This is a genomic window from Mesorhizobium sp. WSM1497, assembly GCF_001672455.2.
Lineage (GTDB): Bacteria > Pseudomonadota > Alphaproteobacteria > Rhizobiales > Rhizobiaceae > Mesorhizobium > Mesorhizobium ciceri.
The window spans coordinates 196,971-220,877 of the sequence record NZ_CP021071.1 but is presented as its reverse complement, the minus strand read 5'-3'; the positions used below and the strand labels follow the sequence as shown (position 1 = coordinate 220,877).

The following is a 23,907-nucleotide window of genomic DNA, read 5'->3' as shown; positions in this document are numbered from 1 at the left end:
GCCTCAAAACCATCGCGGCTCCGGCCCGCCATCTCATGCCGTGGCGATCCACCAGCGTTCGGCCATTTTCAGTCCATCGTTCTCCCAGTTGGGCGCCACATCACCGTGTGCGAGCTTTTTGGATTGGGCGCTGACGAAATTGTTGAAGACCAGCACGATGCTGCCGCCGTCATCGTGGGTTAGTTGCTGCATCTCGGCATACATCGCCGCTCGTTTGGCTTCGTCCGTCTCGGCGCGTGCCTGGACAAGCAATTCGTTGAAGTGGGGATTTTTCCAGAACGTTTCGTTCCAGCTGGAGTCCGCGGCAAAGGCTTGCGTGAACATCCAGTCGGCGGTTGCCCGACCGCTCCAATAGGAAGCGCACCAGGATTTCTTCAGCCAGACATTGTCCCAATAAGCGTCCTCGGCCTCACGCACGACATTGACGTCGATGCCGCATTGGGCTGCCGTTTCGCGAATGAGCGAAGCCGCATCCACCGCCCCCGCAAAGGCGGCATCGGCCACCGAGAGGTCCACCTTCAGGTTCTCCATTCCGGCCTTTTTCAGGTAGTGCTTGGCTTTTTCCGGATCGAAGCTGTGTTGCGGTTGCGGATCCTTGGCGAATTTGATGGCCGGCGCGATCGGGTTGTCGTTGGCCACAGTGGCGTGGCCAAGAAAGATCTTGTCGACGATTTCTTGGCGATTGATCGCCCATTTCAATGCCATTCGCACGTCCGGATTATCAAACGGCGCCATCGTGACATTCATCGGCAAGGTATAGTGCCCGTAGCCAGTGACCTCGACGATTTCCACCTTGGGATTGCGTTTCAACATGCCGAGGGTCTTGAGGTCGGCGCGGCCGATATAGTCCACCTCCCCCGTGGATAGCGCCGCCATGCGAGCGGCGAGATCTGTGATGGCGATGAACTCCACCTCGTCGAGATAGGGCTTGCCATTCTTGAAGTAGTTTGGATTGCGCTTGAGCTTGGCCGAAACGCCGGGCTGGAAATTCTCGAGGACGAAAGCACCGGTGCGAACGCCTGAAGCCCAATCCGCCTTGCCGTCCTTGGCCGGCATGATGACCAGATGGTAGTCACTCATGATGTAAGGGAAATCGGCGTTGCCGCTCTTGAGCGTGAAGACCACCGTTTCCGGGCCGTCCGACTTGACATCGGCGACGGAGTCCAACAGCGACTTCGCCGCCGATTTGGTGTCCTTGCCCATGTGATATTGCAAGGAGGTCACGACGTCATCCGCCGTCACGGTCTTGCCGTTGTGAAAGGTTGCGCCTTTGCGCAGCTTGAAAGCCCAGGTTTTGGCTCCATGCGAAGTTTCAAAGCTCTCGGCGAGGTCCGGTTGGACATTGCCTTTAGCGTCGACCTCAGTGAGGCTGTTGGACAGCGAGCCCGAAAATGCGGTTTGTGTGAACGTGTCGGGGTAGCCGGCCGGATCGATCGAATCCGTCGTCGCGCCATGAGCCATGCCGAGCTTGGCGAAGCCGCCCTGCATCGGTTCGGCCCGCGCCGTGCTCACGAACAGCCGGTCGGCGGCGGCAACGGTCAGGCCCGCGGCCAGCCCAAGATGAATGAAGTCGCGGCGGGAAACCTTGCCGCCTCCGACCAGGCTTTGCGCGATACCAAGCTTGTATTCAGATTCTGACATTTGACTCTCCCATTGCGGAGTTCCCCGCGTTATTTCTCGTCAAGCACCGGCGAACAAATCTGCTTATTGGCTCCGCCACCTTTCCTTCGAATTTTTCCAATCCCAATCGGCTTGCGCCAATCAGGCCGTCACGTAGATGCCGCCGGCTTCGACGGTGACTGGAAATGTGCGCGCGCGAACGGAGGGATCGACCAAGGCCGCGCCTGACTTGATGTCGAACTCCCACCCGTGCCAGGCGCATCGAACGATCTCGTTTTCGCGATGATAGATGAATTGCGCCTGTTCAACGGGCGCGGTTGTGCCGCATTGCGGCCCCTCGCAAAGCGGAGCGCCGCGGTGCGGACAGACATTCAGCAGCGCGTGGAATGAATCTCCGATGCGGAAAATCCCGACCGAAAGGCTGCGGATCTTGGCGATGAACGGAGACCCTGTTTCGATCTCGTCGACGCGGCAGATATATGTCTTCTCGGGCATCGTATGCTTCCTCAGGCGGCATTCGCGGCTTGCGCGCGGGGGATGCGTTTGTAGACTTCCAGCGCGTTCAGTCCCATGATCTTGCTCTTCCATGCAGGAGGGATTTGCAGCGTGTTGGCATCGTCGTAATCCCAGTGCGGATAGTCTGATGCAAACATCAGCGTGTTTTCGCCGTCCATCGCTTCGAGCGTGGACCAGAGATGTTGGATGTTTGCAGGCTGCTCCAGCGGCTGCGTGGAAAAGCGGATGTTGCGCCGGCAATATTCAGACGGCAGCATCTTCAGCCATGGCGTCTCCTTGCGCAGCGCTTTGTAGTCGGCGTCCAGGCGCCAAAGGACCGACGGAACCCAGGCGACGCCGCACTCGATGATCACGAAGTAGAGGTCCGGCCATTTCTCGAAGACGCCATGGGCGATCATGCTTGCCACGTGCGACATCGCCGACATGTGCAGAATGGCATGCGTTTCCCAGAAGAATGTCGTCGGAGCAGGAGCAATGGCAGTTGAATTCACGCCGCCATGCCCGCCCAGATGAATGGCGAATGGCAACCCCACTTCCGCGCAGGCTTCGTAGATCGGATGGTAAAACGGGTCGCCATACGGCTTGACGGACCCCTGGGAGGCGAGAACCTGGACCATGCGCGGATGGCGGCCAAGACGGCGTATCTCGGCGGCAGCGAGCTTCGGATCCTGTGGCGCGATGATGATCGAGCCCATGAACCGATCGTCTTTCGGCAACCACTGATCGATCTGATAATCGTTGTAAGCGCTGACCAGAGCGCTGGCATAGTAAGGGTTAGCCAGGGTCGACGCCTCGATAGGCTCATCGCCGGTCAGGATCGCCACGTCGACTTTGTATTTGTCGAGGTGCTTCTCTTTCATGATGAGATAGTTGTCGGCTTCCGTTTTCGGACGGATGTCCTTGCGGGAAAAGTCCTGCGGGTGGAACCAGGGCCGATGACCATGCGGAAAGGCCCCAACGGGCCCTGTTTTCTCGCCCTCGATGAACATGTCTTTCCACAAGCCGGAGAGATAGGGCTCCAACACAGTGGCGCTTGACCAGTAATTATGACAGTCGCAGTCGACTATGAACACTTCTTCCGCTCCGTATCCGTATCTCGTCCCGGCGGCGCTGCCGGCCGCTGATGTGCTACAGCTTCCGCCTTGAGTATTGTTTGATCAAGCTTATGATACGTGGAATATGATCGAGTTTTTCGATTGGAGATTTCATGCAACTTGATCACATCGAGACCTTTCTGGACATCATCGAATCGAGAAACTTCAATCGCACCGCGGATCGGCTAGGATTGACCCAGTCGACGATCAGCACCCGCATCAAGAACCTCGAGAGCGCAATCGGGTCCGAACTGTTCCAGCGCGGACGCGCCGGGGCGGAACCGACCGCCGCAGGACGCCGGTTCGAAGCTTACGCAAGATCCCTGCTGTCTACATGGTCGCAGGCTCGCCACGATGTCCGGGCGTTCAATCGTTTCGAAGGCACCTTGCGCGTCGCCGCGCAGGTCGGGATGACCCGCTCGGTTTTGCCGGGTTGGGTGGAGACGCTGTGTCAGGCTCTTCCCAAATCGTCGATCCATGTCGAGTCGGATTATTCGAACCAGATGGTCAGCGACCTAAGCATGGGAAATCTCGACATCGCAGTGCTTTACGCCCCGCGATACCTACCCGAAATCTCCTATGAACATTTGATGGTTGAGGAATATGTGATGGTTTCCACGGTAGCCAGAACCCTCTCCGAGGTCGATCCTGAAACCTATATTCGTCCTGGCTATACGGTCCTGCTGGAGAAGGCCCATGCCGAACTGCTTGGCGAGTTGGCGATCTGTCGCCTTTCCATGGGATCAGAAACCTTGGCGGAGATGATGCTACGGCGCGCGGGCGGGACCTGCTATATGCGAAGTGACGATGCGCGCAGGTTTGCCCTCGAACGCCCATCGTTCATCGTCGAAGGCGCTCCGACCCTGCATCAGCCGGTACACACGGCCATCCTGGCGCGCCGCAAGCACGAACCGATCATCCGCAAGGGAATCCGCGCCCTTCACGTTGCCGTGATGTCACTGGATATGTGATCGAAATAATCGATCATAACTCGCGAGGGAGGCTCCTGTTATGGCGGGCCCGGAAATGGCATCTTGGCTCTACTTCAAACCGAGATGAATGATGAACGCACACGTTGGGACCCCCGGCCTCCTCCCGATGATGCGTCATCGGCAATGGGCACAAACCACATCGCAGCTCGTACTCTGCCGTCGTGTAATCGAGGAGACGCCCGATGTGAAAACTTTCGTTTTCACATCCCCGACGGATCGGATGTTCTGCTTCAGCGCGGGCCAGTATGTGCTCGTGCACCTCAAGATCGAGGGTGCCGCGGTGACGCGCTCCTACTCTGTTTCCTCACCACCGACGCGACCGCTCGACCTGCAGATCACGGTGAAGCGAACACCGGGCGGCCTGGTTTCGAATTGGCTCCACGACAATTTGGGGGCGGGCGACGAGATCGAAATCGAAGGGCCGCTCGGCTCATTCAATCTCGATGACCTGCCATATGAAACGCCGCTCTTCCTTTCGGGCGGCAGCGGGATAACGCCCGTGATGTCGATGTTGCGTGCGCTTACCGACCGCGCAACCGACCAGGATATCTCCTTCATTCATAGTGCCAGAACGCCAGGTGATATAATCTTTCGAAGGGAATTGGACGCACTTGCCTCTCGCTTCCCCAACGTGCGGGTAACGTGCGTTTGCAGCCAGGAAGATCGCACCTGGAGGGGGCCAACTGGCCGAATAGACAGTCAGATGCTGCTGACCCTCGTTCCCAATCTCCGCAGGCGCACCGTTTTTGCCTGTGGACCCGAAGGGTACATGAAGACGGCACGGGCCTGCCTTCACGCAATAGGCTTCCCGCCGGCGCAGTATCACGAGGAGAGTTTCGGAGGCAGCAATGGTTCGCGGTCGGAATTGGCTTCAGCGATTTCGTCTTCGGTCCGTTTCGCCCGCTCGGGCGTGGAGCATCACTGCGCGCCCGGAGAGACCCTGCTTGAAGCGGCACGGAACTGTGGCATCTACATCCCAACCGCCTGCCAGCAGGGCGTTTGCGGAACGTGCCGAATAGCCAAACTATCCGGCGAAGTTGCCATGGACGATCTAGGCGGGCTGAATGCTGAAGATAAATCGGCCGGCTATGTCCTGGCATGTTGCAGCCGCCCGCAAGGAACGGTTTTGCTCGACGTTTAACTCGGCGTTGTTGACCTTTGAAAAGGCCGCCTTGCGCGCGCTTGGCCTCGAGGGTCTGGTCTCAAAATGTTGCCGCCGCCTTCGAAATGGGAGCAGAGCCGCCCCCTTCCTCCAGGTTTTCGGGTTTACCACCCGCGCACCCGTGGCACCGTTCGACTTATTCCAACCCTTACTGAGCTACAGACGCGAATGTCAGCTTTAGGGCTCGAAACGTGGCAGCGCATTGGCCGGCCGCTAGGCAACTACGATCGGTTGCTGGACTTCAGCCGCGCGGTCACCGGCACATTGTTCTTCGTGCCGGCGACGACATTTCTGGAGAACGTTGCGACCCGGGAAGCAGTCACCTCGACCGCTGGTCCGGCCCTGTCGGACGGATCTATTCGGAGTCATCGTAAGTAGGTCCGCCAGACCATACAGTACGAGGAAACGGCTTGGCGACCCGTACAGAGAACGCTGACCCTCAGCGACTAGCACATCGTTATCTGTCAACTGGTTACGAGGCGGTTCGCCCAAATTCAAGAAGCTAGGCCCCCCATTCGCTGATCGCATTTATCTTACACCCATTGGCAGCTTTGCGCCTCAAATCGGCCGATAGGGCGGCCCTATCCGTGCCGTTAAGCGGACGTCGATGAACGGCACGCCACGAACGGCTTGCGCCATCTGGTCACCCGAGGCGTTTGTGGCGTGCCGAGTTGATATGAGACCCAGCGTCTTGGTCGAAATTAGAACGGGAGCTTGATATCGCCCACCGACAAAGGGCTACCGGCCGCTATGAGCGCGGCAACCGTCTCTCTGTCCTGTTGCCGGCGCCTCATGAGTCCGTTCAGCACCCTGTCGAGAGATATCGCGCCGGCTCCGGCGATGGCGAGGACGAACATGCCGCCCGCTATGGCGAGATCCTTTTCCAAATGCAGAAATTCGTTCTGGCTGGCGAAATTGGTGTGGAACAGGGCTGCCGTTGCCAAACAGAACAGTCCGAGCGCGACCGCGCCCAGACGCGTCAGCAGGCCCAGGCCGATCGAAAGACCGGCTCCCAGCTGCAGCGCTATGGTGGCCATCAGAAGCGGCAGGCTGACGCCGAGGGCGGCCATGGCTTTTGCGGCACCGTCGAAATGGATCGCCAGCTCAACGCCTTCATGCACGAAGAGCAATGAGAGCAGCAGGCGACCCGTCAGCAGGGTCAAGTCGGTGAGATGTAGTTTCAAGGCGATTTGTGTCGTTGTCACGATTGGCTCCAGATAGGAAAGAGGGCAGGCGCCGCACGAAGGCGCCCGCCTGGCTTCATTGGGTCACTTTGGTGTCGATGGCCTTCTGCAGGTCTGCGCGTTCCTCGCAGCCTGCCGGGCAGAGCTGGGTCAGCGATGCCAGCTGCTCCCTAGCTTTGGCCATGTCGCCGGTCTCGACATAGAGTTCGCCGAGATATTCGCGCGCCGCCTTGTGGTCCGGCTTCAGTTCGAGCGCCTTGGTGTAGTAGGTCAGTGCCGTCGTGTAATCGCCGGTCTTGCGCAGCGTGAAGCCGAGCAGATTGTAGACGTCGGCCTGCTGCGTGTCCTGCGCCAGGTCACGAAGATCGGCCAATGCACCCTTATAGTCCTTGGCATCGATCTTGGCTTTTACTGCGGTGAGGTCGGGCGCGTCGTCGCCTTCAATGTTGTCCACGGCATAGGCCGGCACGGTGACGGCGACCGGAACGGCAGTCAGCACGGCAACGGCGCCGAGCAGCCCGAACAGGTTGTGCCTGTTGAAGAGGGAAGGTTTCATTGTCTTTCTCGCTTTGGGATTGCCGCGCTTAAATTTGCACGGGGGTGAAGCCGTAGGCGTTGCCGTCCTTGACGAAGGTGCCGGTGCCCGGGAACGGGAAGTGCGAACCGGAGATGCGGATGTTGTCGGCAATCACGCGATCGATCAGTTTGTGGCGCGTGGTAATGGCCGTCGGCCCATCCTGGTCGTAGGTGCCTTGCCAGTCCGGATGCGGCGCCAGCAGTGCCGGCACATACATTGTGTCTGCCGAAATCATGATCTGCTCCTTGCCGGAGTTTGCGAGGTAGACCGAATGGCCTGGCGTATGACCGGGCGCGGCGATGATCTGCATGCCAGGCGCCACTTCGGCGCCGTCCTCGACCAGCTTCCAGTTCTTCCATTTCGGGAAGTTTTCGGCGATGCGCTTGCCCGCCGGCTTGCGCCCTTCGGGCAGCTTTGCCAGTCGGCCGGGGTCGGTCCACCACTTGTATTCCGTGGCGTTGACGATGAGCTCGGCATTGGGGAACACAGGCGCGCTGGTCCCCTTTTCCATCAGGCCCCAGACGTGGTCGGGATGGAAATGCGAGATCATGATGGTGTCGATAGTCTTGTAGTCGATGCCAGCGGCGGCCATGTTGGCCGGCAGATGGGTGGCATTGGTTTGCCATTGGCCGACGCCCGAACCGGCATCCATCATAATCACCTTGCCGTTCATCTTGAGGACGACGACGGTGAGCGGGATAGGCATGAAGTCTGTCGTCAGGCCGGCCTTGGCAAGGGCTGCCTTGGTGTCCTCGACGGAGACATCCTTGATGAAAGCTGGGTCGTGCGGCTTGCGCCAGATGCCGTCATAGATGGCGGTGATCTCGATATCGCCGACCATGTATTTGTAGAAGCCAACGGCCGGCTCGACTGCTGTTTCGGCGAAGGCAGGACGGGTGAATTCCAACCTGCCGGCGAGGCCGAATGCGGCAGCGGCAGTTGCGGACCCAAGCAACGTGCGACGTGTCATGTTAAACATGATGATCTCCTGTGTTAAGAGGTGGGGGTGGCGGAAAGCCAAGCGTGGCCCTCCGTCCTGATTGCCGAACCTATCGGTCCTGACCGGATGAAACTCAGTTGCCCCAGGTGCCCTGGCCGTACTGCGCCGGCACGCCGGCATCGGCACCACCATGGATCTTCTTGACCTCTCGGATCGAGCTGGTGTGCGAGGTGTCGATTTTTGAAGCCGAATGGCTGGCGACCGGCTGGCGGGAAGTGTTCGAGCCGTAGTGGTCGCTGCCGGCGAAGGCCGTGCCACTGGCAACGAGGATGGCGGCAGCGGTAAGGACGATCTTTTTCATTGAAACAGTTCCTGATCTTGAGGATTGAGAGAAGTTGTTGTTTGGAGGTCGAGGCGCGTTCAGCGGCCCCAGAGTCCGTCGTTGTTGTGCCGGTTGATGATGTCCTGAACCGACCCCTGGCTCGGCCCGGTCGTCACCTTGGAGTCGACGCTGTCCTGACGCGGCGTGGAGCGAATGGAAGCAGTAGCGTTGGTGTCGACGCTGGTGGCCGGCTGGTTGGAGTTGTTGGCGCCATGGTCGCTGCCGGCAAAGGCAGCGCTTGAGGCAAGCAGCATGGCAGCCACGCTGAGAGCGAGCTTGGTCATTTTGGTAGATCCTTGTTTCGTTTCTTGGTTGCGTGCCGGGAAATTGGCCCCGCTAACAACAAGACTCGCCAAGACATCCCTTTATTCCCGGGTGGCGCGAAATTCTTTTGGAGGTTCCAAAATCAGGGACGGCGGCTGTCGGGAACTGGGCCAGCCGACGCTGCACGCGCACGTCCGAGGTCGGCACCATCTGGTGCCGTGGGTCTGTCTGACCGCGAAGTAGCCGAGCCAGCGGTGACGTCGCACTTGATATTGGCTGAAAAGGTCTGGGCGGTCGGCTATCAGCCGGTCACGGTGGCGGCGCGGAAGCGCGCTACGAAATCGTCCAGCTCCGGCCGCTCCATGTCGGAAATCGCCCAGTAGGAGAAGGCGCCGTCGCTCCACTGCACCAGCGAAAAACCGCCCTCAGAGAGATCGACAGGGTCGGTCACAGCTCCGGCATTTTGAGGCTCGGCTACAAGGGTGATCAGATGCTCGCGGTGGCGATAGACCAGTGCCGGCACCGCCCGGCCGCCGATGACCTCGACCCTGCCACCGATGAGTGCAAATCCATCCTTGGCCATGTCCGGCGCCGGCGGCGAAAGACCGAGCCTTGCGTCGAGCCAGGGCTTCACCGTGTGTCGGTCCGACGAGACGACATCCACCGGGCTCATCGCCAACAGGCTGCGCTGGTGACCGCTGGCTACCCCTGCGGCAAAGCCATCGGCTACGCCAGGCTGCATCGCCCATTGCGTTGCACCGCTGGCCAGCACCGCGCTGAGCATGATAGACGCCGCCATGGCGCGCCAATCGAATGAGCCGAAGTTGCGCGCCGACCACCCCGTTCGATTTGCCTTCGCTGGTGCCGTCGGCGCTGTGGGGCGCAGTACCTCGACATTGCCGGCAGCAGCCATGGCTGCGATGCGCGCGCTGAAGGCGTCGCTTACTTGCGGCTTCGGAAGTCCGGCCACAGCCCCTTGCAAGGCGATGACGCGGGCATGTTCGGCGGCCAGCTTGGGGTCGGCGGCTATGCGCCGCTCAACGGCTATGGCCGCGGCGGCGTCAAGCTCGCCATCGACCAGCGCGTGCAGCATCAGGTTCATGCCTGCGGCATCCTCGGGCAATCCGTCGTTGTGCGCGCTCATTGCGCCCTCCCAAGGCCAGAGATCAGCAGGCCACGCGCCCGCGCCAGCCGTGACATCACCGTACCCATCGGCACGCCTAGCATGGCCGCGATATCGCGGTAGGCGAGGCCATTGATGTCGCGCAGCACGAGGGTCTCGCGAAACGGCTGCGGCAGGGCGGCGATCGCGGCTTCGAGTGCCACGGTATCTGCCTTGGCGATCAGGGTCGCCTCCGGGCTCTCGCTGTCGGGTGGATCGGCTGCGTGAGCGGAGCTCACCTCGTCGAGATCGGCGAGATCGCCCACCGAGACGATGCTGCGCGGGCGGTTCCGCGCCAGCCATGTGTAGCACGCATTGCGCACGATGGTGAGCAGCCAGGCGCGTGCATTGCCGCCGGCATAACTGGCGATGCTGGCATGTGCCTTCATGCACGCGTCCTGCACGACATCCTCGGCGTCGGTGGCATTGCCGGTTAGCCAACGGGCCAGCGAAAGCGCGTCGGCGAGATGAGGCATTACCACTTCGCTGAAGCGGTCGGCCTGCGCATTGCTGCTTAGCATTGGTGTACCGTGATATGCGCCTCGCCTTGAGTGCCAGGAAGCGAAGATGGTTCTGTCTTGCAAGCGAACCCAGCGGAAGTATTTAGGGTCGCCAGCTGCGGTGAATGTGAAGGCAACTGTTTCATCGATGTCAATCACACACTGGACCGCAACGATGCATCCACCCCGATGCGTTCTCGCATCCGCGGCGTCTGAGCTCTCTCGATCCCGACTGGGCAGGACGTTTAAGGCAGACAGGCTGGGAGCCGCAGGCGGCCAACGCGTCGCCTTCACCAGGGAATGCGTCGACCATTGCCGTCGCGGTCGTCAGTGTGTGGGGTTGCAGGGGGACGTTCCTTCAAGGTCAATCAGCAGCGTATGCATGGAAGACCAGGGCGGGCGGCGTTTTATTCCCGGGTAGCGAAAAATCTTCTTCGCAATGTAAATTGGTCCGGCCGAGCCAGCTTTTCAACGCTCTTTAGCCTGCGATATCAACCTTCCAGCTCAGCCGATCAGAGCCGGTCGAAATTCGGGCATTGCCAGAGCAAGGGTTTTGTCCATCACTTTAGCCAATTTCCGTCTAGCCGAGAATGAGGCGCATGGCGCAGCGCCTGCTTGCCGGCATCCCGTGTTCGATCTCCCGACGCAGTATTTGACGAAGCCGGTCTCCCGCATGCGTCTCGCCCAGCACCTGAAAGCCCAGCTTCTGATAGAAAGGCGCGTTCCAGATCACATCCCGAAACGTTGTCAGGGTGATCGCGACAAGGCGGCGCTCCCTCGCATCTGTGATTGCTTTTTCGAGCAAGGCGCGTCCGATACCTGAGCGTTGTCGGTCAAGGCGCGCAGCTAGTTCCCAGATGTGCAATGTGTCGTCCTGGATCTCCGCGCTCAGGAATGCGACCGTCCGGCCATCCTGCTCCACCGCTACCCAGCACGTGCCCTTAGCGATAAGTTCACGGTGACGCTCGACGGTCTGGTTTTCGTCATCGGCAATCCAGGCCAGCTCCGCAACTTCGCGGTAAGCGTCACCCTCCGACTGTTCGATATCGGGTAGTGCGTCCGCGTCAGCTACCTGCGCTAAATGGTGGTCATGGAGTTGCCGTCGTGGCTTCCAGGGTTCTGCAGAGAATAACGTTGGAGTGTCCCTCCGGCCAATCTGCAAACTCAGCTACACGCACAAAACCGGCCTTTTCATGCAATCCTGGCGCCTGGAAATCGTGGCTCTGCACCCAGATCCCTCGAACACCCCTAATGGCAGCCTCCGCGGCGAAGGCGTTCAACAACTTTCGCGCATATCGTCGACGGGATAGATGAACTTGGCGTGCTTCTTTAGGGCCATTCAAGAAACGCGTTTTGGTACGGTTCGCAGCTCGCGATTGAAGACACGACAGCTCGTGCCCCATCACAATGCTACTGGGCTTCAGGTCACGTCGGCTGTGCTCGCAGGCATGTCTGGGCGCTTGAAAACCCCGAGGCCGGCATCGTGGAAGTTGAAGATCTGGACTTCCGGCGCTGCCTGGAGATCCAGAAGCCCTATCTTGGCTCTCTCGTTGGTGTCTATACGGACTGGACGCCTCTGGATGGCCGGCCTGGGCTCTTCCCGGAGGACATCGACACATCCGATCCCTGGCAGTTCCGGAATGTGCTGGTTTCATGATAGCCGCCGGGCAGGGCAGCGGCGCAACGGGTTTCTGCTCCGGCAAAGCTGCCGACATGGTTCTCTCCCGGCGCGGAGGCAATTGGCGTGGACCGACGATTCCGTACGGAAGGTCTCGTCCAACTCGAGACGTTAGAGTTGGCAATAAGGAAATTGACCTGATGGATCTCACCACACGGCTTGTCGTCGCGATCGGGCTTGGCGCGCTTCTTATCGGGGCGTTCATTCTCATATAGCCGAATGTGACGTTTCAAACGCCTTTCACGCGTTACATTGCCTGTCGTGCGGCAATTCTGGCGGGACTGGACGGCAGCATCGATTTCTCGTCCTGCCGTCGCTTGTCCGTTGGTCGGATCGCCCTGTGCCTACCCAGAGAAGCGCTTTGACTAAGCGAGCTGCAAGCACACCGAAGCATGGATCGCCGCAGACGGTTCCCATCGCCCCCCGGGGGTCGTTGCGCAGCTAAGCAGCACAAGCACGCAAGCTAGGTGCGTGCTCTATCGCCTCTGGCGCGGTCACGCCTGAGAGTTGCAAGCCGTACGACGCGGCAGAACAGCTGGTTTCAAAATCCGGCATCGACACCGTCGCCAATTCCCATAGCTTGACCACGGCACTGAAAACGCGCTCCCGCCACAGCCGCCGCTACTACGGAAGGTGATGCGATTCTCGCCGGCTCGCCTGCATCCAGAGGGACGAGGACTTCGATCCTGTATTGCTATCGCGACTGCAGTTCGGCTGGGTCATCGGCTGGCACATCCTGCTGCCGGCTATTACTGTAGGATTGGCCGCGTTCATCGCGATGCTGGAAGGCCTCAATTTCTTGACCGGAAGGGACATCTATCTCCGCATCTCGACGTTCTGGATCAAGATATTCTCGATTGCGTTCGGAATGGGCGTCGTCACCGGTGGCGATGGCCCAGGACGGCGTGAAGGCGCGGATCGAGGAGATCATGCCGAAATTGAAACGGCGGAAGGGTGAATGAGACGGCTTGCAGTTGCGCGCACGCGTACGCGTCCACCGAATGTGACATTAGCGCAACCTGATTGAGCTAACGAACACGCGAACAGAACAGTCGCTTGACGATCAAGGCAGACTGCGACAGCGTTTGCCGTCCGGGGGTAAGCGGCGCACGGCTCGTCGAGAGCTAGTAAAAAGGGGCAGGGGCCTTTCTCGACGAGCCTGCCTCGGACATACCCGCTGGCTAAGGGAGATCGGCGACAAGGTGCGGGTCGAGGAGATCACGCCGAAGGTGAAGAAGCGCTGACGTCGTCCTAATTTCAAATTAGCCCGGAGAGGTGGAATAGCCTGGCAACTCGCACGCCAAGGCCAATAATGGTTTGGCCATCATTGGCGGCGAAATCCCAACCGAAAAATGCTGCCCAGCCAAAAAGCAGGATTGAGAAGCGCATTAGCACCTTCTAAAATAGATAAGTTGAATAAGCGTTAAAGGCTTCTTTTGCGCGCTGGCATTCCCAGTGCGCTTTTACAAAGGGGCGATACTGGGGAGGGACCAGGGTAGGGGTTCAGGGCAGCGGAATCGGCTTGTCGCTGAGTGTGCGCAAGTACGCGATCACGTTGACCCGTTCGGTCTCGTCCGGGACACCGGGCGTCTCCATCTTGACGCCCGGCGTTGTGAGCATGGGCCCGAAGAGATATGTGTTCAGGTCCTCATACGTCCATACACCCTCCCAGCCCAGCAATGTGTCGGAGTAACGCATACTTGCCATGGATGCCTTGTCGCGGCCGACGACGCCCCACAAGTTGGGCCCCGTCTTGGTCTCTCCCTGTGGCTCGGCATTGTGGCAACCGTGACACACATGGGTGAAGTAGGTTCGGCCTTTCTCGACATCCGCATTTGACAATTTCAATTTCATCGAGATAGGGGCTGGCGTTGGCAAGACGACGCCGTGCGACAAGAGATATGCGGCAACTTCATGTTGCCCCTTGAATTTTGCCATGTGGAGCGGTGTCTTGCCGTCCTTTGTCTTCGCATTCACATCGGCGCCGGCCTCGACCAGTGCCTTCACGCAATCGAGACAGCCGGATCTGACGGCGATGTGAAGGGCGGATTCACCGCCGCGCTGCGCATTTGGATTTGCGCCCCCCTGCAGCAACAGATTGATCAAGTCGACCCTGCGTTTTGCCAAAGCCGGCATGAGGGGAGGTCCCAAAAGCGGCGTCGGGGCAACGTTGGCGTCGGCACCTCGTTCCATGAGCAGTTTTGCCGCCGCAAGATGCCCGCCCCTAACCGCAAGATAGAGCGGCGTTGCTTTTCCATCGCTCTCGTCGACGCCGGCACCGGCGTCGAGCGCTGCCGTAATTGCCGCGACATCTCCCTTCACGGCGGCGTCGTGAATGGCGGCGGCATGCGATACAATCGGGATGTGTGCAATCAGCAGTGAAATGAAAAGCAAGGACATGCGCATTCGGCACCCCTGTGTCAAACCGGAGGACGCGGCACGCTGCGAGAAGGGATGACTTTAGTCCGAATGCTTAATCGCGGCAATGTATTTCAGCAACTGCTGTCGTAAGCACATGAGTTGTCCGGATTAGGTAGCACGCGAGTTGTCCGGTTTTATCGCCAGCGAATGGAGGCTGGGCATGAAGCGGGCAGCGTGGCTAGAGGACCGGAGAATGCAGAAGTTTCGGGATTATTGAGCCGCTGGAATGGCGGCGATCTTTCGATGATGGAGGCAGGCGAGTTGCTGGGCATGTCGGAGCGGAAATTCCGGCGTTACCGCGAGCGTTACGAAGAGGCTGGGGAGGCTGGGTTGCTCGACCGGCGTTTGGGCAAGCTTTCGACGCGCCGGGTGCCCGCGGAGGCGATCGAGGAGATGCTGGAACTTTATCGCCACCGCTACCTTGGCTGGAACGTGAAGCATTTCCACGAACACCTGCTGCGCGATCATGACTTCAGCTGGGGCTACCCCTTCATCAAGACGCAGCTTCATGCGGCTGGGCTGGTGGGACGGGCCAGGCGGCGCGGTGCTCACCGGCGCAAGGAAGCCGTGCGAGGGGAACCTCTACAAATCCGACGGACCTCACGGTCGTCTCGAACACTGCACGAGACAGATTTGCGGGCATTCGGAACTTGCGTCGTATCTCGGCCTTCAACTCACCCCGCTCTGTAATAAAGCAGGCCATTGCTGCGTCCTTCCGCGAATCCAGCGCGAGCTTCTATGAAGCCGGAGCGGTTCTCAATTACTGCGGATCCCACCCGAGGTTCGGTTTCTCCGCCGTCAACACTGGACGACAGGTTCTGGATTTTGAGAGCGTGCTCTCTTTGGATCAGGAGGCCGCCATTCCGTCCAACCCAAGCAAGTGGTTTGGTTAGACCAGACGGACCCTAAGCTGTCGTTCTCATTAGGTCGCGATTTCTGAGCAGTGCTCAGGAACGAGCGCTGCCTTCGGCAGCACGATTTTCTACGCGAGCCGATCCAGGTACATCTCGAGCGCCGAGATGGGCCGATGATCGAATTGCAAGACGCCAGGTCAGGCGAATTGTCACTGATTTCATCGCTGGTGTTCCTAAGCACCGCGGAGCGAGGCCATCAGCCTGTTTTCCTCATCGACGAACCCGAGCAGCCTTCACCCGAACTGGCAGCGCGAGTATGTCGAACGTGTAATGACCTCCACATACTACAGGCAGACCCATGTGGTCATCGCGACCTATGCGCCTCTTGTCGTTACAGGCGCCTTGGCGTGGTCCAAGGACGTCGTTGGGTCTTCCAGATGGTCAACGGCTGGCCGCTGCGCATTCCGCTCGTGGATTCGACTCCCGAGTATAGAAGAGGTCCTTTGGCGAGCCTTCGATGTGGTTACGCCTGCTAACCATTTCGCCGTGAATGAGGCGAGGCGGGCTTCTTGCTCTACGTTGAAAGCCACTGAGGGTAAGCCCGCCGCCTATTGGGGCGCCGGCGGCGGACCCTGTGTAAGCGGCTACATCCTTTTGAATCGACCGCTCAGAGGGTCAATGTGCCACTTGAAGGTGAGTTCCCTTTAGGATTCCAGGCAGTGCGGTTTGCGTAGCGTCCAGATCGCCATGCGACTTCGATTTTCAAGCGCGACATAGGCCATCAGGCGTAGTTGTAGCAAGACCGGTGTACCGGTAGCATATGGAGCCTGGACATTAGGCCCACCCTCGTGTCCAGCTATGGTCGGCACGGTCGCACAACCCGTTTTTGGTCTGCCTGATCGTGCCGACTACCGCCCCCCAGGGGCCCCTTCCAAGGGCTTGTGCTTTGGTGGCGATTGTCCGCAGTCGGACAGGAACGTAAGGTGAAACTAGCGAGGACTTTGCGCGGCTCCGCTACTGCGGGATTGCGCCTAGTTGCAACGGCCAGAACAAATCAAGGCCAAAAGCGAGCCGCTAGGCGCTACCCAGCCGTAGACCCAAAAGAATGGCCGGTGCGGGGATGCTTAGGTTGAAGCGTGGGCCGCACCTGCCATTGCGGGATAGCTCATAGGGATCATCCCCCGCGCTGCCTAAGTTATAGGCATATTTGCGATTGCTCAATTGAGACTGACGTCCCTACCCAGCCGTAGGGGGATAGCTAAATCCAGCTAGGGGAAAGACCGTTGCGCAGAAAACCAAAGGAGCCGCTAAGCAGTTAGACCGTTGCACGGCTGGCGATCTGTGCACATGACGCCGACCCATCCAACGTCTATCCTTAAGCCGGTGAGGGAACACCTGAACCGCCAAGGGGCGGCGGACATGAAGGCGTACCGCCCGGCGGGCAACGCCTGAATCCAACATCCTGTTGAATTGGCCCGCTGCCGAGAGGTGGCGGGCCTTATTCTTTGTGTTGAACGATGTAGCTATTGCTGACGGCGTTGCTCCCAACACCGCGCGTGACAACAACGGTGGTGTACCCGGCGGGCAGGGAACCGGTGACAGTCTCGTCGAGGGGATGACATCGTCCGACGATTTCCCCATTTGGCGCACCTGCGAGCCTGTCTTTCAGAGATGCCTTACACACGTCAAGCGACGCATATGTGGTCGGCGCGGCATCAATGGGCCTGCAGACGACAGCCTCGCCTGGGCTGCAAGAGAGTAAAAGCAGTACTGCTGCGGTTGCCGGATCCATTGTCGAAGCTCCACTGAGACGAGCCTCAACGCGCATCGACGGCCTTTGTTGCACAGGCAGCCCTGGCGGCGGCCCGCTGCCGAGAGGTGGCGGGGCTAATCCCTATTTCGCAAGCGAGTTGCCGGACAGCTCAAAAACCATCGGCTCGCCTCTGAAATCGGAATAGCGAATCCATCGAGGCGAAATCGTAAAAAGTTGTGCCCCTTGCTTTAGAAACTCCGCTTCAAGCGGACAGTTGGCAACGTGGACATCTCTCAACCGCTGTGATTCGTTAGCCTTGGCAGGTCGGGCCCGGCCTTCGATTTGAACCGTGACATTTTCATCCCAGCCGATCACCATGGCGATCCGGCTGTCTCGTTTGATATTTGCCAGCTTCCGCTTCCGGGAAAGCTGTCGAACACGATGTTGAGGTCGTCGCCCAACGTCACCTGTATGACGGCTGCCTCTGGAGACCCGTCCGGATGCACGGTGCTGATAGCCCCGAGCTTATGCCTAGGTGCCCGCGATCATGCTGACCCCAAGGGAACTTTCGATCAGTTCGCCTCAGTTTGTCGAAGGCGCTTAATGTGTCGCGGCCGAGATGTTTTGGTTGACGCTAAAAAAGTTGGTCGGGTCGTATTTGCTTTTCACTTCCGCAAGCCGTCTGTAGTTTTCGCCGAATGAGGCGCGGATAACTTGGTCCGCGGGCTCGCTCTGAAAGTTCAGAAGGTGCATTCCGCTCGAATGCGGCTCGAACGCATCATACATGGCGCGTACCCAGGCAATATGCCTTTCGCTTTCGGCCGGATCCACCCACTGCGCGGTCATTCCTATGTTGTATTCCGCGCCGCGCTGGGCGAAGGCGGATTCAGCGCGACTGATCCTGCCTGGCGCGCCGCCATAGAACTCTACGATGCAGGCCGAAAGAGGCGACTTCATCCGATTTCCATGCTCGACAAGCAGGTCTATGATCGTGTCGGTAAGTTGCGGAACGAAGCTCGCCTTCCAGAAATTGTGGGTCCCGTCCGGGAAAGCGCCGTCAAGCAGCTTCTGCATCGTCGGGAAGGGCATTAGCTGGATGGCATCGAGCATTGGGGGACCGAAAGCTCGCAGCGGCGCCAGCACACGTGCGCCTTCTACCACGTCACCGCACCAGCATGCGATTACGCCGACCGCCGGCATACCGTCCGGCGTCGTCAGCATGGCCGCGTAGGCAGTCAGTTCCTCCGGTGCCGTGGCCATGAAGTCACGATAGAAGCGCAACACCTCACCGGACTTGTCGCGTGCGTGAACGATCAGGCCGCCGAGCACTGAAGATATTTGCTGCGCTCGGAAGGTGAAGCAGGTGACGATGCCGAAATTGCCGCCGCCGCCGCGCAAAGCCCAGAACAGGTCGGGGTGTTCTTCCATGCTGGCCGTCAGCAGGTTGCCCTCCGCTGTCACCAGCTCAAACGAAATCACATTGTCGCAGCTCAGTCCGTGCTTGCGCACCAGCCAGCCTACGCCGCCGCCGAGCGTCAGACCGGCAACGCCGGTCTTAGAGACGACGCCGACCGGCACCGCCAACCCATGCAAATGCGTCTCTCGGTCGAGATCGCCAAGCGTCGCGCCGCCCTGAACTCGCACGGTCTGGGTCTTGGCCTCAACCATCACGCCACGCATGGCGGAGAGGTCGATCACGATGCCGTTGTCGCAGAGCGCGCGCCCGGCGACATTGTGACCGCCCCCACGTACCGCGACAAGAAGGTCGTTTTTAGAGGCGAATTTCACTGCGTGGATTACATCAGCAACACCGAGGCAGCGTGCGATGAGTCCAGGGTGTCGATCAATTGCCGCGTTCCAAATACGGCGTGCCTCGTCGTAATCGGCATCAGCGAGCCGGATAAGGCGGCCAGCCAACCCCGAAGCGAACTCATCGATGAGGTCGGCGCCAATCGGCATGCCATTGCGACTTTGAAGCTGCGTCTCTAACATATCCTCCTCCTCAACTTCTCACCGCGTAAGCTCAAGCCTCGCGGTGAGAAGTAGCATAACACCAGTTGGCGGGCCTGTGACGCCGAAAACACCTTCGATCCGATAACTGGCGCTCGGTGCGGAATGGCCGCTTTTGCCAACTGGATTCTAGGAAGCTGCCAGTCGGCTCGCGGCCCCATTACAGTCACATCAAGCAACGGAGAGGCGCACGCCACCAGCCGAGCAGCTCGCACACCACGGTATACCTCGACTAAGGTAACACCGCCGCCGGTTGCGGCGTAACATCTGGGTGGATATCGACTATCTGTGACAGGGTAGCGTCAGGCCTAAACCTTGAGGTGACAGGGCCGCAGAGTAGCGAGCCATCGGGCAAAAATTGAAAGGCCGGAAGGGTTGCCGTACGGGTTTACCAAGGCAACGACGCTAGGTCTGTTCGCGGACGGTGGAACAAAAACCGCGCTGTCGAGATTCGGTCGTTGCACTGTTCCCATTCGGTGCTTTCCCCATGAGAACTGCCCACTGGCCTGACGGCTGGCGGGCTTTTTTGTATCAGCGGAACCTTATTACTCATGCTCAGTTCTTGGCGGCAGCGCCCCGCACGCTGCTGGCCAAGGAAAGGCAACCCTTGGCCGGGCCCGCATCGGTCCTCACCCAAGCGGTGCGGGCCCACTGTCGATGCTGCCGAGCCCGTCTTCACACCCTTGGGCGTATCTTTCGAACAGTTCCACCTTTTCTGGATAAGGAAGGCGGTGTAAACGCTGGCAACCTTCGCACCGATAGTGGGCGGCAACGATGAACCAACGCCCTGGCTTGGTGAACTCGTTTCCACATCCGGGGCATTTGAGTGTCATCTCAACCGAAGATAGTTTCTGGGAGAGCGGCATCAGGTCGCGTAACTCAAACTGCCGACGCCAGAATCAGCGTTATCCCCACCACCGTCGACGCATAGATCGTGGCTAAAGCACGATCGGTCGAGGAATACTCGGCGGGTGTGCGAGGCCGGCGAAGTCGGGGCCTCGGAATGTTTCGGTGCCCACGGGACGTTGGCGGAAGCGTTGTCATTGCAAGCGCGCAAAGATAGACGCTGGGCTATATCGGCGGCGATCAGAGAATAGTCCGCCACCAATTTCGACCTGTCCGAGACAATGGAGATTTCACGTTGCAACATCGCGCGCCTCCCATGAGTTCTCCCAACTGACGGGTCTAAATTATGTTCCGCCAATTTTGAGAGGGGTGCTGCTGCCGATGTGCTGGCGCGGCTAATCTACCAGCAACAGGAGCGGCTTGCTTTGGCTGCTCGTGCCAAATCACCTGCCGCAAGTCGCGCATGTCGACCTGCTGTCCGCACGTCGGGCAGGTATAGAAGTTGTCGTCCTCATCGGCTGGTTCGCCGCCGTGCTCCTTGCCGGGAATGGATGGTCCACGTCGGACGGCCTCGCCATGACTGTCAAACAGTCAATTCGTCTAAAATGTTCCGGAACCATTTTAGCGCATGCTAAATTGAAACGCAGTCTTGCGGGTCAGTTCATGCGTCTGAAGTTCATCAGGCCAATGTTTCCCAGGCTTGTCGAGGTCCCCCCGACAGGAGACAACTGGATTCACGAAATCAAGTACGATGGCTATCGGACGCAAATCATAATCGAGACGGCACGGCCCGAGCGATCACGCGAAGAGGCTATGACTGGTCATCGACGTACAAGACGATTGTCGAGGCGGCGGCAACCCTTTCTCCCAAGTCGGCAATCATCGACGGCGAGGCAATCGTCCTCAATGGGAAGGGCGTGTCGGATTTCCATTCGCTGCGGTCCGCAATGCGATGGGCGCCGGATCGGATCATCTTCGTCGCCTTCGATCTACTGCACCTGGACGGGGTCAACCTGCGCCCAGCACCTCTGCTGGAACGTCGGGAAAAGCTGCTCGAACTCGTCGGGCCTGCCAAGGGCGTGATCCAGTACAGTCACCATGTGCATGGCGGCGGGGCCGACTTCTACGCCGCGGTTGATCGCATGGGCCTGGAGGGCATGGTGTCGAAGCGGCCTGACAGCGTTTATCGGTCAGGCGACACCGAAGCGTGGCTGAAAACCAAATGCTACGAGGAAGTCGACTTTGAAGTGGCAGGCGTGCAGCTAAAACCGGGATCGGCACCACTCGCTTTGATGGCAACCCGCGATGCGGAACGCCGCTATGTCGGATCGGCTCACATCGCCTTGACCAAAGCCATGCGAGAACGCCTGTGGGCCAAGGTGCAGGAGGGGAAAGGCACGCCACCGAAGGGAGCCGACAAGCCAGACGCCGAATGGATCAAACCTGGCCTTGTCGGACGAGTGAAGACCTTGAAGCGAGAGCACATGCTACGCCACGCGACTTTGCAGGCGATCCGTGAGGCGAAATCGTGATGTTACGAACGCCAATGAAGTAGGCCCGCCTGACAGCCCACGTCCTAAAACACACCACCGATGCCTATCCCCCCACTAATGTCTGGTGGGGGGGCTATGGGGCGTTGCGGGACGGCCTGCGCGCGTTTCGCCGCCTTGCGGCTGGGGCCGGTTTGCGAAGGGCCGTTGTCCGACGCGACTTTAGCCGGCTTGGCCTTGACGATGACCGGCTGCTTGCAGATTCTGCCGGAACGCAAAAAGAGATCGCCGAGCAATCCGACGGTCGGCTCGGTCGTGGGTGCGATCTGTTTGGTGTTTTTGTAGTAGTCGGTGAGGGCACGGATGGAGCCTGTGCCCCAATCGCCATCAACTTGCATCCGGTAGCACCCCAGGCGACGAAGTTCGGTCTGAATGCTGCGCGCAAGATCGCCTGCCTTGTCCTTTTCCGCTTCGCCCGCCGAGGCGCCGACAATGAGAGTTTCGAGGCCGGAGACGACGCTCTGGCGAGCGACTGCAACGCTTTCGGTTGAAGACAGATTGGCGACCCGAGTGCCGACCGGCTCCGCTGAACCGCCTGACGGTGCCGGAATCTCGACGGACCGCAGCGTCTGTCCGACGATGAGCACGGCGGTCTGCAGGTCGTTGGAGGCGAGCTCTATCTGCAGCTTCTTCTTGGCGTCTGGATCGGACAGGATGCGCGACAGGCTCGCGCTCAACTGCGCCGGATCGAGCATCTGCTGTTCGGTGAAATAGAATTGTTCACGCAGGTTCGACTGATCCCACGGCACCTGGCGGCCGACGGTGAGCGCCTCGGTCTCGTTGCGGACGCGGATCATCATGTCCGAAATGCTCAAGCCAGGAATTTCGACGTTTTTTAGAAGCGCAGTGGTGAACGGGCTGTTTTCGCCTGTCCCGTCGACGGTGACGTTCCCGGGCTGGGTGGCGAAGGCGACAAACGTGTTTTCGCCGACCTCGACCTGCGCCAGACCGTTGGAGATGTTGGCGCCGCTGCCCAGCGGATTGTTGCGGCAGGCATCAAGGAAGATGAAGGTCTGACGGCCGCGACTGGCGAATTTGGCGATCACATCATTCAGCTTGACGGCGTGCGCCGTCAGCTTGTCCAGGTTTTCCGGATCGGGCGTATCGATCGGTAGCAGGTAGTTTTCGCCCTGCACCTGCATGCCGTGGCCGGCGTAGAAGATCAGTACGGCGCTGCTTTCGGGCAGCTTCGCCTCGGCGTCATGGAAAAGCTTGACGAAGCCATCGGCGGTAAGATCGGTTCCAGTCAGAACCTCAAAGTTCAGCCGCTTCAGGCTGTCGGACAGTTTCGTCGCATCGTTGACCGCGTTGGCGAGGTGCTCGAGACGCCTGCTCTGGTAGTTCGTGTTGCCGATGACGATCGCCAGCCGGTTGCGCGGCTGTAATGAGGCGTTCTGTTCGACCGCGGCGCGAACGTCGATCGTGCTCAAAATCGCGAAAAGCATGAGCAGCGGGATGCGCAAGTATCCGTGGCGGTGGGTCATATCGGCATGCTCGTTCCAGCCTGCGTCAATCTTGATCCGGCGGCCTTCGAACGCACCAGACGCAAACGCAATCCTGCCCGAGCGTTTGGACCCCGTGCCGCCAAAGGCCCGCAAATTTTTATACCAAGTATCCTGTCAAAGATAGGAAAAAGGGATTTGTATGCAGTCACTGGACCGTGGAGGGCTCGATGCCGACCAAGATCAACCTCGCGCTGCCGGTTTACGGAGCAGCCTACAAAAGCGTATTCGTTCGCAGCCTTTTTGCGGCCCTGACTCACGAAAGCCTTTCCAGCTACGCGTTCACGCTGTCGGAAATCGAGTACACGGATATACCGTTTTCCCGGAACTATCTGCTCACGAATTTCTACTACAAGAAGCTGGACTGCAGTCACATCCTGATGATCGACAGCGACATGGGCTTTTCGCCCGATCTCATTGCCGCGATGCTGGCGCTCGACAAGCCTGTAGTCGGCACTTTGTATCCGCGGCGTCTGGTCGACCTTCGCAAACTTCACTCGCTGTCGAAACTGCCGTTCGACAAGGCCTTTGCGCAAAGCCTGGAGTTCCTCGGAACCATCATCGAACCGCGGCAGGAGATGGGCGGCTTTGTCCGGGTATCGCTATGTGGCACGGGTATCTTCTTGGTTTCGCGCGACTGCGTCGCCAGGATAATTGAGAAACTGCCCGAAACGGTGAACCGGTCGCGCTACAGAAAAAACAAATACGCCGCACAGTTCGAGAGCTTTCTGACGCCATTTTCGAAGATCGTGACGCCGGACGTGGACTTGCCTACCGATTTTTCTTTTTGTCATCGCTGGGCCCAGCAGTGCGGCGGGGAAATATGGGCAAGTTACGACCGCAAGGTTGCCCACGCGGGAAGCCTGACCGTTTCGGCAGCCTATTCTGACCTCTAGATGT

General features: G+C 59.4%; 21 protein-coding genes and 3 pseudogenes. 8 read left to right on the top strand and 16 right to left on the bottom strand.

All coding sequences use genetic code 11. The annotated features are described in order from the left end of the window. Window positions 1–33: 33 nt before the first annotated feature. The 3 genes from A9K65_RS33450 to A9K65_RS33440 form a co-directional block, all read right to left on the bottom strand. A complete protein-coding gene (locus A9K65_RS33450) occupies window positions 34–1,641 on the bottom strand; it encodes an ABC transporter substrate-binding protein (protein WP_063173935.1) in 1,608 nt (535 codons plus the stop codon). Window positions 1,642–1,761: 120 nt separating this feature from the next. Then, window positions 1,762–2,115: a Rieske (2Fe-2S) protein gene (locus A9K65_RS33445; RefSeq protein WP_023809364.1), complete on the bottom strand. Its 354-nt coding sequence runs from the start codon at window positions 2,113–2,115 to the stop codon at window positions 1,762–1,764. An 11-nt stretch (window positions 2,116–2,126) separates the two neighbouring features. Then, complete coding sequence (locus A9K65_RS33440) at window positions 2,127–3,209, bottom strand: amidohydrolase family protein (RefSeq protein WP_027162027.1); 1,083 nt, start codon at window positions 3,207–3,209, stop codon at window positions 2,127–2,129. A 134-nt stretch (window positions 3,210–3,343) separates the two neighbouring features. Between A9K65_RS33440 and A9K65_RS33435 the strand changes: the two genes are divergently transcribed. The 3 genes and pseudogenes from A9K65_RS33435 to A9K65_RS36355 all read left to right on the top strand — a co-directional run. Beyond that, window positions 3,344–4,201, top strand: a complete 858-nt coding sequence (locus A9K65_RS33435; RefSeq protein ID WP_027162028.1) for a LysR family transcriptional regulator — start codon at window positions 3,344–3,346, stop codon at window positions 4,199–4,201. 205 nt (window positions 4,202–4,406) lie between these two features. Then, the gene (locus tag A9K65_RS33430; RefSeq protein ID WP_161491092.1) at window positions 4,407–5,363 is read left to right on the top strand and encodes a hybrid-cluster NAD(P)-dependent oxidoreductase; all 957 of its coding nucleotides are present in this window, start codon (window positions 4,407–4,409) and stop codon (window positions 5,361–5,363) included. Between the two features lie 222 nt (window positions 5,364–5,585). Further along, window positions 5,586–5,762 (top strand): annotated as a pseudogene (locus A9K65_RS36355) (peroxidase); the annotation flags it as partial. Window positions 5,763–6,085: 323 nt separating this feature from the next. Here the strand turns inward: A9K65_RS36355 and A9K65_RS33420 are convergent. The 8 genes from A9K65_RS33420 to A9K65_RS33385 form a co-directional block, all read right to left on the bottom strand. Further along, window positions 6,086–6,547 carry a DoxX family protein gene (locus tag A9K65_RS33420; protein WP_348629622.1) on the bottom strand — a complete coding sequence of 154 codons (462 nt, stop codon included), beginning with the start codon at window positions 6,545–6,547 and terminating at the stop codon, window positions 6,086–6,088. Between the two features lie 97 nt (window positions 6,548–6,644). Then, complete coding sequence (locus A9K65_RS33415) at window positions 6,645–7,124, bottom strand: tetratricopeptide repeat protein (protein WP_027162031.1); 480 nt, start codon at window positions 7,122–7,124, stop codon at window positions 6,645–6,647. A gap of 28 nt (window positions 7,125–7,152) precedes the next feature. Then, complete coding sequence (locus A9K65_RS33410; RefSeq protein ID WP_027162032.1) at window positions 7,153–8,124, bottom strand: MBL fold metallo-hydrolase; 972 nt, start codon at window positions 8,122–8,124, stop codon at window positions 7,153–7,155. A gap of 94 nt (window positions 8,125–8,218) precedes the next feature. Next, window positions 8,219–8,446, bottom strand: coding sequence for a DUF680 domain-containing protein (locus A9K65_RS33405; protein WP_027162033.1), 228 nt, complete (start codon window positions 8,444–8,446; stop codon window positions 8,219–8,221). 59 nt (window positions 8,447–8,505) lie between these two features. Continuing rightward, window positions 8,506–8,751, bottom strand: coding sequence for a DUF680 domain-containing protein (locus A9K65_RS33400; RefSeq protein WP_027162034.1), 246 nt, complete (start codon window positions 8,749–8,751; stop codon window positions 8,506–8,508). A gap of 281 nt (window positions 8,752–9,032) precedes the next feature. After that, complete coding sequence (locus tag A9K65_RS33395) at window positions 9,033–9,875, bottom strand: anti-sigma factor (RefSeq protein WP_063173933.1); 843 nt, start codon at window positions 9,873–9,875, stop codon at window positions 9,033–9,035. After that, window positions 9,872–10,414, bottom strand: a complete 543-nt coding sequence (locus tag A9K65_RS33390; protein ID WP_027162036.1) for a sigma-70 family RNA polymerase sigma factor — start codon at window positions 10,412–10,414, stop codon at window positions 9,872–9,874. Before A9K65_RS33390 ends, A9K65_RS33395 begins: the two co-directional genes overlap by 4 nt. A 559-nt stretch (window positions 10,415–10,973) precedes the next feature. Then, window positions 10,974–11,555, bottom strand: coding sequence for a GNAT family N-acetyltransferase (locus A9K65_RS33385; protein ID WP_198032098.1), 582 nt, complete (start codon window positions 11,553–11,555; stop codon window positions 10,974–10,976). Between the two features lie 132 nt (window positions 11,556–11,687). On the opposite strand from A9K65_RS33385, the pseudogene A9K65_RS33375 reads away from it, so the two are divergent. Next, a pseudogene (locus A9K65_RS33375) lies at window positions 11,688–12,050 on the top strand (homospermidine synthase); the annotation flags it as partial. 682 nt (window positions 12,051–12,732) lie between these two features. Continuing rightward, window positions 12,733–12,957, top strand: a pseudogene (locus A9K65_RS33365) (cytochrome ubiquinol oxidase subunit I); the annotation flags it as partial. Window positions 12,958–13,328: 371 nt separating this feature from the next. Here the strand turns inward: A9K65_RS33365 and A9K65_RS36595 are convergent. After that, window positions 13,329–13,460 carry a hypothetical protein gene (locus tag A9K65_RS36595; protein ID WP_276327777.1) on the bottom strand — a complete coding sequence of 44 codons (132 nt, stop codon included), beginning with the start codon at window positions 13,458–13,460 and terminating at the stop codon, window positions 13,329–13,331. 114 nt (window positions 13,461–13,574) lie between these two features. After that, on the bottom strand, window positions 13,575–14,477 hold the full coding sequence (locus A9K65_RS33360) for an ankyrin repeat domain-containing protein (RefSeq protein WP_027162038.1): 903 nt from the start codon (window positions 14,475–14,477) through the stop codon (window positions 13,575–13,577). 228 nt (window positions 14,478–14,705) lie between these two features. On the opposite strand from A9K65_RS33360, the gene A9K65_RS33355 reads away from it, so the two are divergent. Further along, window positions 14,706–15,182, top strand: a complete 477-nt coding sequence (locus tag A9K65_RS33355; protein ID WP_157678601.1) for a helix-turn-helix domain-containing protein — start codon at window positions 14,706–14,708, stop codon at window positions 15,180–15,182. 2,058 nt (window positions 15,183–17,240) lie between these two features. Here the strand turns inward: A9K65_RS33355 and A9K65_RS33345 are convergent. Together A9K65_RS33345 and A9K65_RS33340 are read right to left on the bottom strand one after the other, a co-directional pair. After that, complete coding sequence (locus A9K65_RS33345; RefSeq protein ID WP_063173931.1) at window positions 17,241–17,477, bottom strand: hypothetical protein; 237 nt, start codon at window positions 17,475–17,477, stop codon at window positions 17,241–17,243. 222 nt (window positions 17,478–17,699) lie between these two features. Beyond that, on the bottom strand, window positions 17,700–19,091 hold the full coding sequence (locus A9K65_RS33340; protein ID WP_063173930.1) for an FAD-binding oxidoreductase: 1,392 nt from the start codon (window positions 19,089–19,091) through the stop codon (window positions 17,700–17,702). 1,499 nt (window positions 19,092–20,590) lie between these two features. On the opposite strand from A9K65_RS33340, the gene A9K65_RS33320 reads away from it, so the two are divergent. Then, window positions 20,591–21,487 carry an ATP-dependent DNA ligase gene (locus A9K65_RS33320; protein WP_338039912.1) on the top strand — a complete coding sequence of 299 codons (897 nt, stop codon included), beginning with the start codon at window positions 20,591–20,593 and terminating at the stop codon, window positions 21,485–21,487. 44 nt (window positions 21,488–21,531) lie between these two features. On the opposite strand, the gene A9K65_RS33315 is transcribed toward A9K65_RS33320, so the two are convergent. Continuing rightward, the gene (locus A9K65_RS33315) at window positions 21,532–22,950 is read right to left on the bottom strand and encodes a caspase family protein (protein WP_245322250.1); all 1,419 of its coding nucleotides are present in this window, start codon (window positions 22,948–22,950) and stop codon (window positions 21,532–21,534) included. Between the two features lie 227 nt (window positions 22,951–23,177). Between A9K65_RS33315 and A9K65_RS33310 the strand changes: the two genes are divergently transcribed. Further along, window positions 23,178–23,903 carry a hypothetical protein gene (locus A9K65_RS33310; protein WP_013525277.1) on the top strand — a complete coding sequence of 242 codons (726 nt, stop codon included), beginning with the start codon at window positions 23,178–23,180 and terminating at the stop codon, window positions 23,901–23,903. Window positions 23,904–23,907: the final 4 nt, after the last annotated feature.

What these genes read in the sequence shown, in the direction of transcription:
- A9K65_RS33415 (WP_027162031.1), bottom strand. Translation starts at nt 7,124, where the DNA reads ATGAAACCTTCCCTCTTCAACAGGCACAACCTGTTCGGGCTGCTCGGC.
- A9K65_RS33360 (WP_027162038.1), bottom strand. Translation starts at nt 14,477, where the DNA reads ATGCGCATGTCCTTGCTTTTCATTTCACTGCTGATTGCACACATCCCG.
- A9K65_RS33410 (WP_027162032.1), bottom strand. Translation starts at nt 8,124, where the DNA reads ATGTTTAACATGACACGTCGCACGTTGCTTGGGTCCGCAACTGCCGCT.
- A9K65_RS33405 (WP_027162033.1), bottom strand. Translation starts at nt 8,446, where the DNA reads ATGAAAAAGATCGTCCTTACCGCTGCCGCCATCCTCGTTGCCAGTGGC.
- A9K65_RS33435 (WP_027162028.1), top strand. Translation starts at nt 3,344, where the DNA reads ATGCAACTTGATCACATCGAGACCTTTCTGGACATCATCGAATCGAGA.
- A9K65_RS33395 (WP_063173933.1), bottom strand. Translation starts at nt 9,875, where the DNA reads ATGAGCGCGCACAACGACGGATTGCCCGAGGATGCCGCAGGCATGAAC.
- A9K65_RS33345 (WP_063173931.1), bottom strand. Translation starts at nt 17,477, where the DNA reads ATGGTGATCGGCTGGGATGAAAATGTCACGGTTCAAATCGAAGGCCGG.
- A9K65_RS33340 (WP_063173930.1), bottom strand. Translation starts at nt 19,091, where the DNA reads ATGTTAGAGACGCAGCTTCAAAGTCGCAATGGCATGCCGATTGGCGCC.
- A9K65_RS36595 (WP_276327777.1), bottom strand. Translation starts at nt 13,460, where the DNA reads ATGCGCTTCTCAATCCTGCTTTTTGGCTGGGCAGCATTTTTCGGTTGG.
- A9K65_RS33310 (WP_013525277.1), top strand. Translation starts at nt 23,178, where the DNA reads ATGCCGACCAAGATCAACCTCGCGCTGCCGGTTTACGGAGCAGCCTAC.
- A9K65_RS33445 (WP_023809364.1), bottom strand. Translation starts at nt 2,115, where the DNA reads ATGCCCGAGAAGACATATATCTGCCGCGTCGACGAGATCGAAACAGGG.
- A9K65_RS33450 (WP_063173935.1), bottom strand. Translation starts at nt 1,641, where the DNA reads ATGTCAGAATCTGAATACAAGCTTGGTATCGCGCAAAGCCTGGTCGGA.
- A9K65_RS33315 (WP_245322250.1), bottom strand. Translation starts at nt 22,950, where the DNA reads ATGCTTTTCGCGATTTTGAGCACGATCGACGTTCGCGCCGCGGTCGAA.
- A9K65_RS33400 (WP_027162034.1), bottom strand. Translation starts at nt 8,751, where the DNA reads ATGACCAAGCTCGCTCTCAGCGTGGCTGCCATGCTGCTTGCCTCAAGC.
- A9K65_RS33390 (WP_027162036.1), bottom strand. Translation starts at nt 10,414, where the DNA reads ATGCTAAGCAGCAATGCGCAGGCCGACCGCTTCAGCGAAGTGGTAATG.